Origin of the sequence: Micropruina glycogenica (assembly GCF_900289045.1) — a bacterium.
GTDB classification, from domain to species: domain Bacteria; phylum Actinomycetota; class Actinomycetes; order Propionibacteriales; family Propionibacteriaceae; genus Micropruina; species Micropruina glycogenica.
The window spans coordinates 2,794,923-2,808,616 of record NZ_LT985188.1 but is presented as its reverse complement, the minus strand read 5'-3'; the positions used below and the strand labels follow the sequence as shown (position 1 = coordinate 2,808,616).

The 13,694-nt window shown below is 68.2% G+C and carries 11 protein-coding genes and 1 tRNA gene; 7 read left to right on the top strand and 5 right to left on the bottom strand.

Annotated elements, in window-relative coordinates:
* Positions 1 to 63: 63 nt before the first annotated feature.
* From MPLG2_RS13165 to MPLG2_RS13150, 4 genes are read left to right on the top strand one after another with little or no spacing between them, the layout of a single operon-like run.
* Complete coding sequence (locus MPLG2_RS13165) at positions 64 to 510, top strand: DUF4395 domain-containing protein (RefSeq protein WP_105186523.1); 447 nt, start codon at positions 64 to 66, stop codon at positions 508 to 510.
* Complete coding sequence (locus MPLG2_RS13160; RefSeq protein WP_105186522.1) at positions 507 to 932, top strand: thioredoxin family protein; 426 nt, start codon at positions 507 to 509, stop codon at positions 930 to 932. The genes MPLG2_RS13165 and MPLG2_RS13160 overlap by 4 nt, the downstream gene beginning before the upstream one ends.
* A gap of 46 nt (positions 933 to 978) precedes the next feature.
* Positions 979 to 3,336, top strand: a complete 2,358-nt coding sequence (locus MPLG2_RS13155) for an ATP-binding cassette domain-containing protein (protein ID WP_105186521.1) — start codon at positions 979 to 981, stop codon at positions 3,334 to 3,336.
* Complete coding sequence (locus MPLG2_RS13150; RefSeq protein WP_158681198.1) at positions 3,333 to 4,526, top strand: hypothetical protein; 1,194 nt, start codon at positions 3,333 to 3,335, stop codon at positions 4,524 to 4,526. Before MPLG2_RS13155 ends, MPLG2_RS13150 begins: the two co-directional genes overlap by 4 nt.
* A 96-nt stretch (positions 4,527 to 4,622) precedes the next feature.
* Here MPLG2_RS13150 and MPLG2_RS18550 read toward each other — a convergent pair whose 3' ends face one another.
* From MPLG2_RS18550 to MPLG2_RS13135, 3 genes are all read right to left on the bottom strand, one after another.
* Complete coding sequence (locus tag MPLG2_RS18550; RefSeq protein ID WP_158681196.1) at positions 4,623 to 5,210, bottom strand: hypothetical protein; 588 nt, start codon at positions 5,208 to 5,210, stop codon at positions 4,623 to 4,625.
* Positions 5,211 to 5,351: 141 nt separating this feature from the next.
* Positions 5,352 to 6,695 (bottom strand): HNH endonuclease signature motif containing protein, encoded by a 1,344-nt coding sequence (locus tag MPLG2_RS13140; RefSeq protein WP_197709942.1) that lies wholly within the window; start codon positions 6,693 to 6,695, stop codon positions 5,352 to 5,354.
* A gap of 406 nt (positions 6,696 to 7,101) precedes the next feature.
* Positions 7,102 to 8,940 carry a phosphoenolpyruvate carboxykinase (GTP) gene (locus MPLG2_RS13135; RefSeq protein WP_105186519.1) on the bottom strand — a complete coding sequence of 613 codons (1,839 nt, stop codon included), beginning with the start codon at positions 8,938 to 8,940 and terminating at the stop codon, positions 7,102 to 7,104.
* 164 nt (positions 8,941 to 9,104) lie between these two features.
* Here MPLG2_RS13135 and MPLG2_RS13130 point away from each other — a divergent pair.
* Positions 9,105 to 9,180, top strand: a tRNA-Arg gene (locus tag MPLG2_RS13130).
* Positions 9,181 to 9,901: 721 nt separating this feature from the next.
* The gene (locus MPLG2_RS13120; RefSeq protein WP_158681194.1) at positions 9,902 to 10,516 is read left to right on the top strand and encodes a carbonic anhydrase; all 615 of its coding nucleotides are present in this window, start codon (positions 9,902 to 9,904) and stop codon (positions 10,514 to 10,516) included.
* Between the two features lie 220 nt (positions 10,517 to 10,736).
* Here the strand turns inward: MPLG2_RS13120 and MPLG2_RS13115 are convergent, their stop codons facing one another.
* Complete coding sequence (locus MPLG2_RS13115) at positions 10,737 to 12,221, bottom strand: ATP-dependent DNA ligase (protein ID WP_105187668.1); 1,485 nt, start codon at positions 12,219 to 12,221, stop codon at positions 10,737 to 10,739.
* Positions 12,222 to 12,365: 144 nt separating this feature from the next.
* On the opposite strand from MPLG2_RS13115, the gene MPLG2_RS13110 reads away from it, so the two are divergent.
* Positions 12,366 to 13,280, top strand: a complete 915-nt coding sequence (locus MPLG2_RS13110) for a DNA-3-methyladenine glycosylase family protein (RefSeq protein ID WP_105186516.1) — start codon at positions 12,366 to 12,368, stop codon at positions 13,278 to 13,280.
* A gap of 8 nt (positions 13,281 to 13,288) precedes the next feature.
* On the opposite strand, the gene MPLG2_RS13105 is transcribed toward MPLG2_RS13110, so the two are convergent.
* On the bottom strand, positions 13,289 to 13,630 hold the full coding sequence (locus tag MPLG2_RS13105) for a YciI family protein (RefSeq protein ID WP_105186515.1): 342 nt from the start codon (positions 13,628 to 13,630) through the stop codon (positions 13,289 to 13,291).
* Positions 13,631 to 13,694: the final 64 nt, after the last annotated feature.

The window sequence follows — 13,694 nt, the reverse complement described above, 5'->3', positions numbered from 1 at the left end:
CGCGGCGAAGCCCCCAAGTCAATGATGATACCATTGGGAAAACGCTTCGAAGGGTCTTCGCCGATGTCACACACCGCCACCGTTGCTGTACGGCTCGTCGACCCGCGCGGCCTGCGTTTCGTGGCCTCAGTCACCGCCGCCCTGTTGATCGCCGCGCTGCTGCTCGGGCCGGTCGCCGGCCTGCCGGTGCTGATCGTGCAGGCCCTGGCCTTCGGGGCCGGCGCACTGGCGGGCCTGAGTTACCAGCCGTGGTCGTGGCTGTTCCGCACCGCCGTCCGCCCACGCTTGGGCGCCCCGGCCGAGCTCGAGCCCGCCGGCCCGCCCCGGTTCGCGCAGGCGGTCGGCCTGGCGTTCGCCGTGGTCGGCGTGATCGGTGCGCTCGCGGGCTGGACGACGCTGTTCTACGCGGCGATCGGGCTCGCCCTGGTGGCCGCCCTGCTCAACGCACTCTTCAACTTCTGCCTCGGTTGCGAGCTGTACCTGCTCGGCAAGCGGGTGCTCGCCCGATGACCGGCCTCTGGATTGTGCTCGCGGCTGTGGCGGTGGCGCTCTCCTTCGGCGGGTATCGGGCGCTGACCGACGGACGTGCTCGGGCCGTCCGAGTCGACGACGGTTCGCCCCGCTTGGACGCCGATCAACTCGGCGAGCCGCTTGGCCGTGCCGCCACGTTCGTGCAGTTCTCGGCGACCGTCTGCGCGCCCTGCCGCGCCACCCACAAGCTGCTCGCCGAGGTGACCGGTGAGCAGCCGTCCGTGGGGCACGTCGACATCGACGCCGAGCACCGCCTCGACCTGGTGGAGCGTTTCGGCATCACCCGTACGCCCACCGTGCTGGTGCTGGACGCCGGGGGAGCGGTGCGGCACCGCATCGTGGGGGCCGCGCGTCGCGACGAGGTGGTGGACGCCCTCGCCGCCGTGGCGCCCGCAGCCTGACCCCTCGTGCTGGTCTCGACCACCACCGGTACGACAAGGTAGGGCAATGCCACAGCAGCCGGCCGACAGCCACGACATGATCAGGGTGCAGGGTGCCCGCGAGAACAACCTGCAGAACATCGACGTCGAGCTGCCCAAACGCCGCCTCACTGTGTTCACCGGGGTGTCGGGTTCGGGCAAGAGCTCGCTGGTGTTCGGCACGGTGGCCGCCGAGAGCCAGCGGCTGATCAACGAAACGTACTCGGCGTTTCTGCAGGGCTTCATGCCCAGCCTGGCCCGCCCCGACGTCGACCTGCTGGACGGGCTGACCACAGCGATCATCGTCGACCAGGAACGCATCGGCGCCAATCCGCGCTCGACGGTGGGCACGGTCACCGACGCCAACGCCTTGCTGCGCATTCTGTTCAGCCGACTGGGCGACCCGCAGATCGGCCCCCCGACCGCCTACTCGTTCAACGTGCCGTCCGTCACCGCCAGCGGTGCGGTCACGGTGCAGCGGGGCGACAAGACCATGGCCCAGAAGGCCACCTTCAGCCAACTGGGTGGCATGTGCCCGCGGTGCGAAGGGCGGGGCAGCGTCACCGACTTCGACCGCACCGCCCTGTACGACGAGAATCTGTCACTCAACGAGGGCGCGCTGCTGATACCCGGGTACTCGATGGAGGGGTGGTACGGCCGCATCTACCGTGCCAGCGGCTTCTTCGACCCGGACCAGCCGATCAAGAACTTCACCAAGCGGCAGTTGCACGACCTGCTGTACAAAGAGCCGACCCGCATCAAGGTCGAGGGCATCAACGTCACCTTCGAGGGTCTGATCCCGAAGATCCAGAAGTCGATGCTGGCCAAAGATGTCGAGTCGATGCAGCCGCACATCAGGGCGTTCGTCGAGCGGGCGGTCACCTTCACCGACTGCCCCGACTGTGCGGGCACCCGGCTGGCGCCCGAGGCGCGCTCGTCCAAGGTCAAAGGGATCAACATTGCCGACGCGTGCGCCATGCAGATCACCGACCTGGCCGAGTGGGTCACGAGCCTCGACGAGCCGTCCGTCGCCCCGCTGGTGGGCGCACTGGCCGACCTGCTGCAGGCGTTCGTCGAGATCGGCCTGGGTTACCTCTCGCTGGCGCGGCCCTCGGGCAGCCTGTCGGGGGGCGAGGCGCAGCGCACCAAGATGATCAGGCACCTCGGCTCGTCACTCACCGACGTCACGTATGTGTTCGACGAACCCACCGCCGGCCTGCACCCGCACGACGTGCAGCGCATGAACGACCTGCTGCTGCGGCTGCGCGACAAGGGCAACACGGTGCTGGTGGTCGAGCACGAACCCGAGACCATCGCCATCGCCGACCATGTGGTCGACCTGGGGCCGGGTGCCGGTTCGCAGGGCGGCCGGGTGTGCTTCGAGGGCACCACGGACGGGCTGCGCGCCAGCGATACCGTCACCGGGCGCCACCTGGACGACAAGGTGAGCGTCAAGCAGTCGGTGCGTCGGGCCTCAGGGGTGCTCGAGATTCGCGGCGCCAGCACCAACAACCTGCGTGACGTCGACGTCGACCTGCCGCTCGGAGTGCTGGTGGTGGTCACCGGGGTTGCCGGGTCGGGCAAGAGTTCGCTCGTGCACGGCTCGATTCCGCTGGGCGCGGGTGTGGTCTCGATCGACCAGAGCCCGATCAAGGGGTCGCGGCGCAGCAACCCGGCCACCTACACCGGCCTGCTCGAACCGATTCGCAAGGCGTTCGCCAAGGCCAACGGGGTGAAGCCGGCCCTGTTCAGTGCGAACTCCGAGGGGGCCTGCCCGGCGTGCAACGGTGCGGGCGTGATCTACACCGACCTGTCGGTGCTGGCCACGGTGTCAACGGTGTGCGAGGCGTGCGAGGGCCGAAGGTTTCAGCCGGCCGTGCTCGAGTACACCCTGGCCGGGCTCAGCATCGCCGACGTGCTCGACCTCCCGGTCAGCGAGGCGGAGCGGTTCTTCGCCGAGGGTGAGGCGAAGTTGCCCGCGGCGCATGCGATTCTGCAACGGTTGAGCGACGTCGGGTTGGGTTACCTCAGCCTGGGCCAGCCGCTCACCACGTTGTCGGGCGGCGAGCGGCAGCGACTCAAGCTGGCCACGCACATGTCGAACAAGGGCGGCACCTACGTGTTGGACGAGCCCACCACCGGGTTGCACCTGGCCGACGTCGAGAACCTGCTTGGCCTGCTCGATCGGCTGGTCGAGGCCGGTAAGTCGGTGATCGTGGTCGAACACAATCTGGCCGTCATGGCGCACGCCGACTGGATCGTCGATCTGGGCCCCGGCGCGGGTCACGACGGCGGACGAGTGGTGTTCGAGGGCACGCCGGCCGAGCTGGTGGCAGACGCCGCGACGCTCACCGGGCAGCACCTGGCGGCCTACGTGGGGGCGTGAGGGTGGCCCGGTCACCGACTCACGACGTCGAGCGCTGGTTCTCACGGCGTGGCCTGTCGGCGCTGCTCGAAGGCACCTCGATGCGCCGCCGACGGGCCGCCCGGCTGGCCCGCTGGATGACGGTCGCCTTTCTGCTGGTGATGCTCTTCGAGGTGCCGAGCCTGGCGGCCAACGTGTGGGTGACGGTCGCCATCTCGGTGGGCGTGGTGCTCGTCACCTGGGTGCTGGGCAACCTGGTGCGCCACCGCCGTCCGCTGACACCGCCGGAGCGCATCACCTGGGTCGAGACCACCGCCTTCTTGGCGGTGCCCAGCCTGGCGGTGCTGCTGGTCGCGCACGACCCGCTGATCCTCGACGGGGAAGAGATTCCGGGCCCGTGGGTGGCACTGGCCGCGGCCATCGTGATGTTCGCCGGGCAACTGATCTTGTTCGCGGTGGTGAACCTGCTCGCCTACAGCGGCGTGATGGCGCTCGTGCCGTGGCTGTGGCGTCGCATGGTGTCGTCGTTCATGGCCGGTGGTGCGGCCCTGGGCCGCACCTTGCCACTGCTGCTGGGCGTGGTGGGGTTCTTGTTCTTCACCGGCGAACTCTGGCAGGCGTTCGGTGGCCTGTCGCCGTGGGCGTACCTGTTGGCGATCGGCTTGTTCATCTTTATGGGCTGGTTGTTTCTGCACACTCGTGGGCTCGACCTCGATGCGCTGGCCCGGTTCGACGACGACGCCGAGTTGAGTCGGCTGGTGCAGGGCACGCCGCTGCAGGGCGGCGCCGTCGACTTGCCGGCGGTGTGCCCGTTGACGCGTGATCAGGAGCGCAACCTGCGTTTGGTCATGGTGATCAGCAAGCTGACCATCGCCACCGTGGTGGGGCTGGCGGTGTTCGTGTTCTTCGTGGTGTTCGGGGTGTTTACGGTGAACGCGCAGGTGGTGCAGGCCTGGACGCAGGCGCAGCCACACGTTCTGCTGCAGTGGGGCACCGAGCGGTACGCCTACGCCCTGACCCTGCAGCATCTGCGAGTGTCGGGTTTTCTCGCCGTGTTCTCGGGCTTCTACTTCGCCGTGGTTTCGGCGACCGACCCCACACTGCGCGAAGGTTTGCGCGACAAAGCCGAAGACGACGTGCGGCAGGCCTGCGCGGCCCGGCTGGTGGCGCTACGGCTGTACCCGGAGCCGTCCGCCGTTGAGCAAACCTGACAACGCCGGGATCAGCGCGGGTCGTTGGTTGAGGTTGTTGGAAGCCCTTGGCCGCGAAGGGTCTCGACAAGCTCGACCAGCCAAGTCAGCGCTTTCTCAGCGGTCACGCACCAGTTCGACGGTGGTCTTGCCCACGGTGAGCGTGAGGTTGTCGCCTGCGCAGGTGGCCGAACCCTTGCCGCTCAGGCCGAGCACCTTCGCTATCTGCTCGATCAACAGACTTCGCGATTCGCCCTGGTGCCTCAGCTTCGCCGTGCCCTCGACCCTGCCCCGGGTGAACGTGAGGTTCTCGCCGGTGCCGGTGTAGGTGCCCTCGATGCTGCCGTCGACCAACAACTCGCACGTGTCGTCATCGAGCGTGAGCGCGATCGGCTCGTCGTCGTCGAAGTCGATATCGTAGCGACCGTTCTCGAACTCGGCCGACACGTCGCCGCCCTTGCCCTTACCGAGCGCGCCGTTGGTGCCGGTCGCTGCGAACGAGGTCATCGTGTATTCGCCCGACGGGCAGGCCGCGGCCGCTTCGGTCGTGGTCGTTGCCGTGGGGGAGGCCGACGACGGCGCGGCGGGGGCCGTGATCGCCGGGCCGGCGCTCGTCGCCGGTGCAGTGGCGGACGGCGTCGCGGTGCAGGCGGCGAGCAGCGATAGTCCGGCCGCTAGCAGAACGGCGCGCTGGGTAATGGGCATACGGGTAGCCTAGTCAGCCATCTCATGCGGACGACGTCGGCCTGGGCGGCGCCATTCTTTCGACCCATAGAGTCGCTCGATGCGCGGGCAAAGCCGGCATCTCATCGCCCCTGCGATCCACTGCTCGCGCTCCGAAGTCGATCAGGTGCGCATGGGTGCGGTGAAGCGGTTGTGGATTCGTGGTGTTTGTTTGGGGTCGACGTGTCGGGGTGGGATGACGTGGGCCGGGCCGTTCGCTGGTAGTCGTACTTGCCAGCGGTCTGCTGTGGGGTTGTGGCTGGGTTCGATGATGCCGTGGTGGTGGGGGCAGACCAGGACGAGGTTGTGCAGGGCGGTCACGCCGCCGGCCCACCAGGGCATGATGTGGTGGGCGTGGCAGGCGTTCGGTGCCGTGTCGCAGCCGGGGAACACGCACCCGCCGTCTCGGATTTCGAGGGCTGCGCGGATGGCGGGGGTGACGAGCCGTTGCGCACGGCCCACATCCAGCACCGCAGAGCGTGACCCGAGCACGGTGGGCATGATGTCGGCGTCGCACAGCAACTGCCGAAGCGTCGAGGCGGCGATCGGCTCGGCCGTGCCGAGCAGGTGACCGTGCAGCAGGCCGGCGTCGGTGGCGGTTTTCACCAGCACGTCATACGACATAGCGACCACGACGCGTGGCCGGTCGCCACCGTGACTGGGCGCCAACGACTGGGCCAGGTGCCGGTCGATCATGGCGGTGAGTGCGTCGGCCCGGCGTTGTGCCGGTGTGGTGGTTTCGGCCAGGGGGTCGAGCCGGTCGATGCCACGCGCGGCGTGGGCGGTGTAGCTGTCGATCAGCCGAATGAACGGTTCCGCATCAACCACCGGCAGGCTGCCTCTGATGCGGACCGATCCGTGACCGTCACTGTCGAAACTCAAGTGCCGGTTGTGCTTCGCGGCGCGCAGGTCGCGTTCCAACCGGGCCGCTTCCCGCGCCTGGACCGTGTCGGGGTCGAGCACCTCCACCAGGTAGCGCGACAGGCTGCGCAGGTCGTGGGCGTTGTGGGTGTCGGCGAACCCCACCATCAGCTCTTCGGCCTGCCGCAACTGGCCGGTGTCGAAATCGGTGGGCAGCCCGTCCAGCACCTGCGTGATCGCCTGGGCCTGTTCGGGCAGCACGCACCCTTCGGCTGCGGCGGCTGCGACGGTCGGGAACCGGGTCAGTCGTTGCCCCTCGATCACCAACCGGCCCGCCGCACGACGCGTCATGCAGGTAGCGTCGGCCAGCCAGGTGACGGTGGAGGTGCCATGCTCGGCCACCGCCACCCCGGACTGTTCCACCTCGGCCGCCAACGCCGACCGCCACGCCGACAACCGCGCATCCAACCGCACCGCATCAACCAACAGTTGCAGCCGCTGCTGACCGTTCTGGAGCCGGACCCGGTCATCGGTCAGAGCCGACACGGCAGCATCGATCACAGCCACCAGGGCCGCATCGTCCAGCTGCTCGAAGGTCAACTCCATAGACGCAACCCTACGCAGACCTGCTGACAGTTTCGAACACGTGTACAGTTATCCACAAGCTGATTTGGTGCTCTTTATACTGTGGATAACCCGGCCTGCTAGTTCGGAGATCCCAGTATTCGCCGGGATGACGCAAGCCTCCCCAGCCGCAGACATCCCGACATCCGCCGAGATGACGCAAGGGTCCCCAGCCGCAGACCCAGTATTCGCCGCGCTGACGGAAGGGTCGCCAGCCGCAGACCCAGTATTCGCCGGGCTGAGGAAAGGATCGTCAGTCCCTGAGATCCCGGCGTTCGCCGGGATGACGAAATCACCCTCCTCACCGGGTATCGGCAGGCTCGACGGTAGAGGGCTTCGACAAGCTCAACCAACGTCCGCTTCCAAATCGCGACCGACCGCCGGAGTTTCAGGACGCCGCGGCGATCCTCTCGCGCAGCGCGGTCAGTTGTGCGGTCAGCTCGGCCGGCAGGGCATCGCCGAACTGGGCGAAGTACTGCTCGGTGAGGTCGGCCTCGGCGGCCCAGGCGGCGGGGTCGAGCGCGAACAGCTCGTCCAGTTGCTCGTCGGTGATGGTGAGGCCGTCGAGGTTCAGGTCTTCGCGCTTGGGTTGGCGTCCGTTGATCACGTCGACGGCGTCGACCTCGCCGTTGACGCGGCGCAGCGCCCACTCGATGGCGCGGCTGTTGTCACCGAAGCCGGGCCACAGGAACTTGCCCTCATCGTCCTTGCGGAACCAGTTCACCTGAAACACGCGAGGCGCCTTGTCGCCGAGGGTTTCGCCGACACGAAGCCAGTGTGCCCAGTAGTCGGCCATGTTGTAGCCGCAGAACGGCAGCATCGCGAACGGGTCGCGCCGCAGGGCACCGACCGCTCCTTCGGCGGCCGCGGTCTGCTCACTACTGACCGTGGCGCCCACGAAGACGCCCTGTGGCCAGTCGTAGGTTTCGGTGATCAGCGGCACGTTGGTGGCGCGCCGACCGCCGAACAGAATCACGTCGATCGGCACACCGGCCGGATCTTGCCACTCGTCGGCGATCGATTCGGCGTGCGAGGCGTGCACCGTGAACCGGCTGTTGGGGTGCGCGGCGGGTGTGGTCGCCTCGGGCGTCCAGTCGTTGCCCTGCCAGTCGATCAGATGCGCGGGCTTCTCATCGGTCATGCCCTCCCACCAGATGTCGCCGTCGTCGGTGAGCGCCACGTTGGTGAAGATCGTGTCGTGCGCCAGCGAGTGCAGCGCCGTCGGGTTGGTCTTCTCCGAGGTGAACGGGGCGACGCCGAAGAACCCCGCCTCGGGGTTGATGGCGTACAGCCGTCCGTCGGGGCCGGGACGCATCCAGGCGATGTCGTCGCCGATGGTTTCGACCTTCCACCCGGGAATGGTCGGCCGCAGCATGGCCAGGTTCGTTTTGCCGCAGGCCGATGGGAACGCGGCGGTCAGGTGATAAACCCGGCCGTCGGGGCCGGTGATCTTCAGAATCAGCATGTGCTCGGCCAGCCAGCCCTCGTCGTGGGCCAGCACCGACGCGATGCGCAGTGCGTAACACTTCTTGCCCAGCAGCGCGTTGCCGCCGTAGCCCGAGCCGTAGCTCCAGATCTCGCGGGTTTCGGGAAAGTGGGTGATGTACTTGTCGTCGCTGCACGGCCAGGGCACGTCGTCGCGGGTGTTGCCGTCGGCGTCGACCAGCGGGTAGCCCACCGAATGCACCGCGGGCACCCAGTACTCGCCGGCACCGATGCGGGCCAGCGGCTCGGCCCCCATGCGGGTCATGATGCGCATGTTCACCACAACGTACGGCGAGTCGGTGATCTCGATACCCAGCTTCGAGATGTTGCCGCCGAGCGGGCCCATCGAAAACGGAATCACATACATGGTGCGGCCGCGCATGCTGCCGTCGAACACCCCGGCCAGGGTCTGCTTCATTTGTGCCGGATCGGCCCAGTTGTTGGTCGGCCCGGCGTCTTCTTCGCGCTCGGAGCAGATGAACGTGCGTGACTCGACGCGGGCGACGTCCGAGGGCGCCGAGCGGGCCAGAAAGCTGTTGGGACGCTTCTCGGGGTTGAGCGCGATGAACGTGCCCGACTCGATCATCTCGGCGCACAGCCGGTCACGCTCAGCCTCGGAGCCGTCGCACCAATACACGGAGTCGGGCTGAGTCAGTTCGGCGACTCCGACCACCCAGTCGACCAGGGCCTTGGTGGTATCGGTGGGGGCGGCGGCGACGATGTCTGCGGCCTGAATCGGCATGGCGGATACTCCTTTTCGACCCGCGTCGGTGCAGGGTCGTGCGCTGTGCTGGTTCCATCCTGCCTCACCCGCAGGGCCCCTGGTGGCAAAGCGAGTTTGGACGCCGCGCGCTCGATGAACTACAGTCAGACGCCGGTGCTTCGCTCACGTGAAGCCCGTCCCGAGCGCCCGTAGCTTAACGGATAGAGCATCTGACTACGGATCAGAAGGTTGGGGGTTCGAATCCCTCCGGGCGCGCCACAGATGATCGCTCAGTGTCGCGATCAACGCACCATGAGATCCTGACTGAACAAGCTCTCTCTGTCCATACCCCCGGCCCGTGGTACACATGGCTATGCCAAGGGTCGCCCCCGCCCTGCTGGCCGTCTGCCTGATCGCCACGGTCGTAGTCCTCTTTGTCGTCATCAGAGTGAACGCTCTTAGGCGACGGGATGCCCGACTGTTCGAGTCTTGGGGCTGGGCCCTTGAAGCCCAGACGAGGGCGGACGTTCGGATCGCCCACGTGGTCAACAGCTACCAGCGTGCCCGGCGCGGAACCAAGGCCGTACTGGAATGGCCGAACGGGGCTCGGCAGGACGCTTGGGTTGAGGGAGCCTGGTTCGGGACGGGCTGCTACCTCGTCGTGCGGCACAGTTTCAGTGCGTACGGCCCGCACAATCGAAATCCGAACGTTTGTTACACCGGGCATCCCATGATGGTGCTTCCGCACGACGCCCCGCAGGCATGGCAGTGACACAAGAACAGGCTGGAGCGGCAATCCAACTAGCCAGGCAGTTCGTTGAAACTCGGCTGTCTTGGTTTGATCAGAGCGAACGCCGTCCGAGCCGCTGGTCGGCCCTTTTGTCGAACGAAACCACCGCCGTCTCGACAACTAAATGCCCGCTCACTAGGGTCGGTTGACGTGGCTGCTCCCGTTCAGGTTCCCGAGTGGATGCGGCCCGTTGGACTTCCAGAGCACCGCATGCCGTCAGGGCAGGCCCTGCAGCGGCTTCACGCCGGCAACGAGCGCCACGTCAAACGGTTGAGCGGAGACGCGCAAGCGCCCGGGGATCCGACCAGGGCTGCCTTTCCGTTCGCGTTGGTGGTCGGCTGCTTCGAGCCGGACGCCGCCGGCGAGCACCTGTTCGCCGAGAAGCCGGGCGCCGTCCAATGCGTGCGCACCGCCGGCCCCAGCCTGGGTGCCGACACGATGGCGGCGATCGAGTACGCCGTGCTGGTGCAGAACGTCGGCGTGGTGCTGGTGTTGGGCCACAGCGGGTGCGGCGTGCTGACGGCCGCGGCCGACGCCCGGGCTGCGGGCCCAGTACCCCTGCCGGGCGACCTGGCCGCCTGGGTGCCCCTGGCCGCGGCCGGCACCCGGCTGGGCAAACCGGCCAGCGGCCACGTGCGAGCGCTGCGGGCCGCCCTGCGTAATGCCGACTCGCTGCTCACCCTCACCCGCTCGGGCCAGGTGAAGATCGCCGGTGGCGTGCTCGACCCCGCGACCGGAGCAATCGAGTTTCTGCCCGACGAGCCCGATGAGGTTGAGGACGACACCCCGGGCTTCGCCAGCACCCCGGTGCGCTACGGCAGTTGACGTGCCGCTCGTCAGCCGGCACCGCCACCGGGCCGGCCGTGAGCGCCTGCTGGGCAGGCTGTGACGCCGCCGAGGTGCCGGCTGGCTCGACGCTGCCGAGTGTGTGATGAATGCGCCATCGGGGGTGGTCAGACGAATGTTAGCCGTACTGCATTTGGCGCCGGCGGGCCGGACTGTGCACTCGGGGACCTTCGGCCCGCCACCTCTGGCAAGGCACTGGCTAGGCCAAACGCCGCACGTCGTCGATGGTGTCGGCCTGGTCGGCGCTCTTGTCGTCGCGGTAGCGCAACACCCGGGCGAACCGCAGCGCCAGGCCGCCGGGGTAGCGGCTGGAGCGTTGCAGCGAGTCGAACGCGATCTCGACCACCTGCTCGGGGCGCACGTAGACCGTCCAGTCGTCGTGGTGGGTCTGCAGTTCTGTGAACCGCTCTGTTTGCCAGGCCAGCATCTGGTCGGTCATGCCCTTGAACGTCTTGCCGAGCATCACGAACCCGCCAGTGGCAGGGTCACGGGCGCCCAGGTGAATGTTCGACAGCGTGCCGCGGCGCCGTCCAGAACCCCACTCGACGGCCAGCACCACCAGGTCGAGGGTGTGTACAGGCTTCACCTTCACCCACGACGAACCGCGCCGGCCGGCCTCGTAGGGGGCGTCGAGCGCCTTGATGACCACGCCCTCGTGACCGGCCGCCAGGGTTCGCTCGGCGAATGCCTGGGCCTCGTCGACATCGGCGGTGACCAACCGGGCGACCCTTGAGGCCTGGGGAACGAGCTGGGCGAGCCGACTGCTGCGTTCACGGGCCGGCAGGTCGAGCAGTTCGTCGTCGTCGAGGGCCAACAGGTCGAAGAAGAAGGGGGTGAGCGAGGTGTCGGCGGACGCGGTGTCTTGAAACATCATCGGACGGCCGTCGGCACCCAGCGACAGCGCCTCACCGTCGAGAATCGCCCGCCGCACCGGTAGCGCAGCGACCGCGGCGACCACCTCGGGCAGCCGGTCGGTGATGTCGTCGAGGCTGCGGGTGAACAGCCGCACCACCTCGCCGTCGCGGTGGGCCTGAATGCGAATGCCGTCGAGCTTGGCCTCGACCGCCACCTCGCCGGGCAGCGCGGCCATCGCCTCGGCGACCGTCTTGGCGCTGGCGGCCAGCATGGGCCGCACCGGACGGCCCACCACCAGACCGATGCCCGCGATGGCGTCCGCGCCCTGGGTGAGTGCGGCGTGGGCCACGGGAGGGGTGGCGCCGGCCAGCATCACGGCGCGACGGATGTCGGCGGGAGGCATACCCGAGGCCTTGGCGACGGCGTCGATCATCAGCCCGTCCAAGGCGCCCTGCCGGGTTTCGCCGGTGATCAGGCCGGCCAGCCACTGCTGTTCGTCGGCCGTCGCTTGGGCCATCAGGTCGTCGAGTTGGGCCTTGCGGGCGAGTTGTGAACCGCTGCCCGACAGGCCGGCCAGAGCCTCGAAGACGGCGTCGACCTCGGTGACCGTGAGGCTCGGTTCGGACGCCGGCGGAACCGTCGCCCGGGCTGACCGCCAGCCGACGCCGGTGCGTCGCTGCCGCAACGAGCCCGACAGGTACGAGGTGACGATCTCGATCTCGTCAGGTGCTGCCGCAGCCAGCGCATCGGCGAGCGCGGCCACCTTGGCCAGCCGTGAACGGGTGGCGGCCACCCTGTGTGAGGTGACGACGAGCTCGGCGAGCAGCATGGCGTCCATTCTGCCGACCGGCACCGACAGATCGACGTAGCTGCCTTTGTGACACTTCGCTGCCCGCCTGCAGGCAGCTTCGTGTCACACAGGCAGCTACGTGGTGCTGCGTGAAGTGTCCGCAGCCGCGGGTAGGTTGACCGGGTGCAGCCCATCGTGCGTGAGTGGCGACCCGACTGGCCGTGCCCGGTCGGCCAGATCTGGGCGACCTGGCGCAAGGGGGCGGGCGACCCGACCTACCGCGTCGATCGTGGACGGCACTGGCGCGGCATTCGCACTCCGCTCGGCCCCGCCACACTGGCCGTGCAGCCGCTCAACATCGAGGGCGTGATCGTCGCCGAGGCCTGGGGCGAGGGTGCCGAGTGGGTGCTCGACCAGCTACCGACCATGCTCGGCGCCGACGACGACCCGTCGGGTTTCGTGCCCCGGCACCCGCAGCTGAGCCAGGCGCTGCGTGAGCACCCGCACTGGCGCTTGGGCCGCGGCAACCTGGTGTGGCAAGCGCTGTTGCCGGCGGTGATCGAACAGAAGGTCACCGGGCAAGAGGCGTTCGGCGGGTTTCGTCGGCTGGTGCACTTTCACGGCGAACGGGCACCCGGGCCGGGGCAGACCCTGCACCTGTGGGTGCCGCCCGGGCCCGAGATCGTCCGCATGATTCCCTCGTGGCAGTGGCTGAAGCTGCACATCGACCCGGCCCGGTCACGCACGCTGGTGCGCTGCGCGCAGGTGGCCGACGCGCTCGAACGCACCCTGCAGGTGCCCCTCGATGAGGCCGACACCCGACTGCGCTCGATCGCCGGCGTCGGGGTGTGGACCTCGGCCGAGGTGCGCTTCCGGGCGCACGGCGACGCCGACGCAGTCAGCTTCGGCGACTACCACATCGCCAAAGAGATTGGGCACGCGCTTCTGGGCCGCGACATGGACGACGCCGAACTGGCCGAGTTGCTCGAGCCTTACCGGCCGCACCGACACCGCGTGCAGGCGCTGCTGGGCATGCGACGCTGGCGCGAACGGCACGGGCCGCGCATGGCGCCCCGTACACATCTGCCGGCGAACTGACCGGCGGGTCACCAGACTCGTCGCACCTCTTGTGGCCAGCCGCACCCCTCGGCGACTTTCGCCGCCCAGTACTTGGCCGCCTCGTCGTCGTCGACCCGCACGATGGCGAACCCGCCCAGATGGTCGGGTTGGTCGACGTAGGCGCCGTCGGTGACCGCCACCTCCTCACCCTGGGTGGGGTCGGCGGTATAGATCGGCCCGTTCTCTTCTACACCGGCGGCGAACACGTAGACGCCGGCTTGTTTCATCTCTTCGACCACCGCCGTCGAGGGCGCGACCCGTGAGCGGAACCACTCCTGCGTGTGGTCGCCGACCCATGACTGGTTGAAGTAGATCAGGTACTCGGGCATGACACTCCTCGGTACGGGTACCCCCATTGTGGTCTTGGTGGCTACGGGCGTCGCCGCTTAGGGT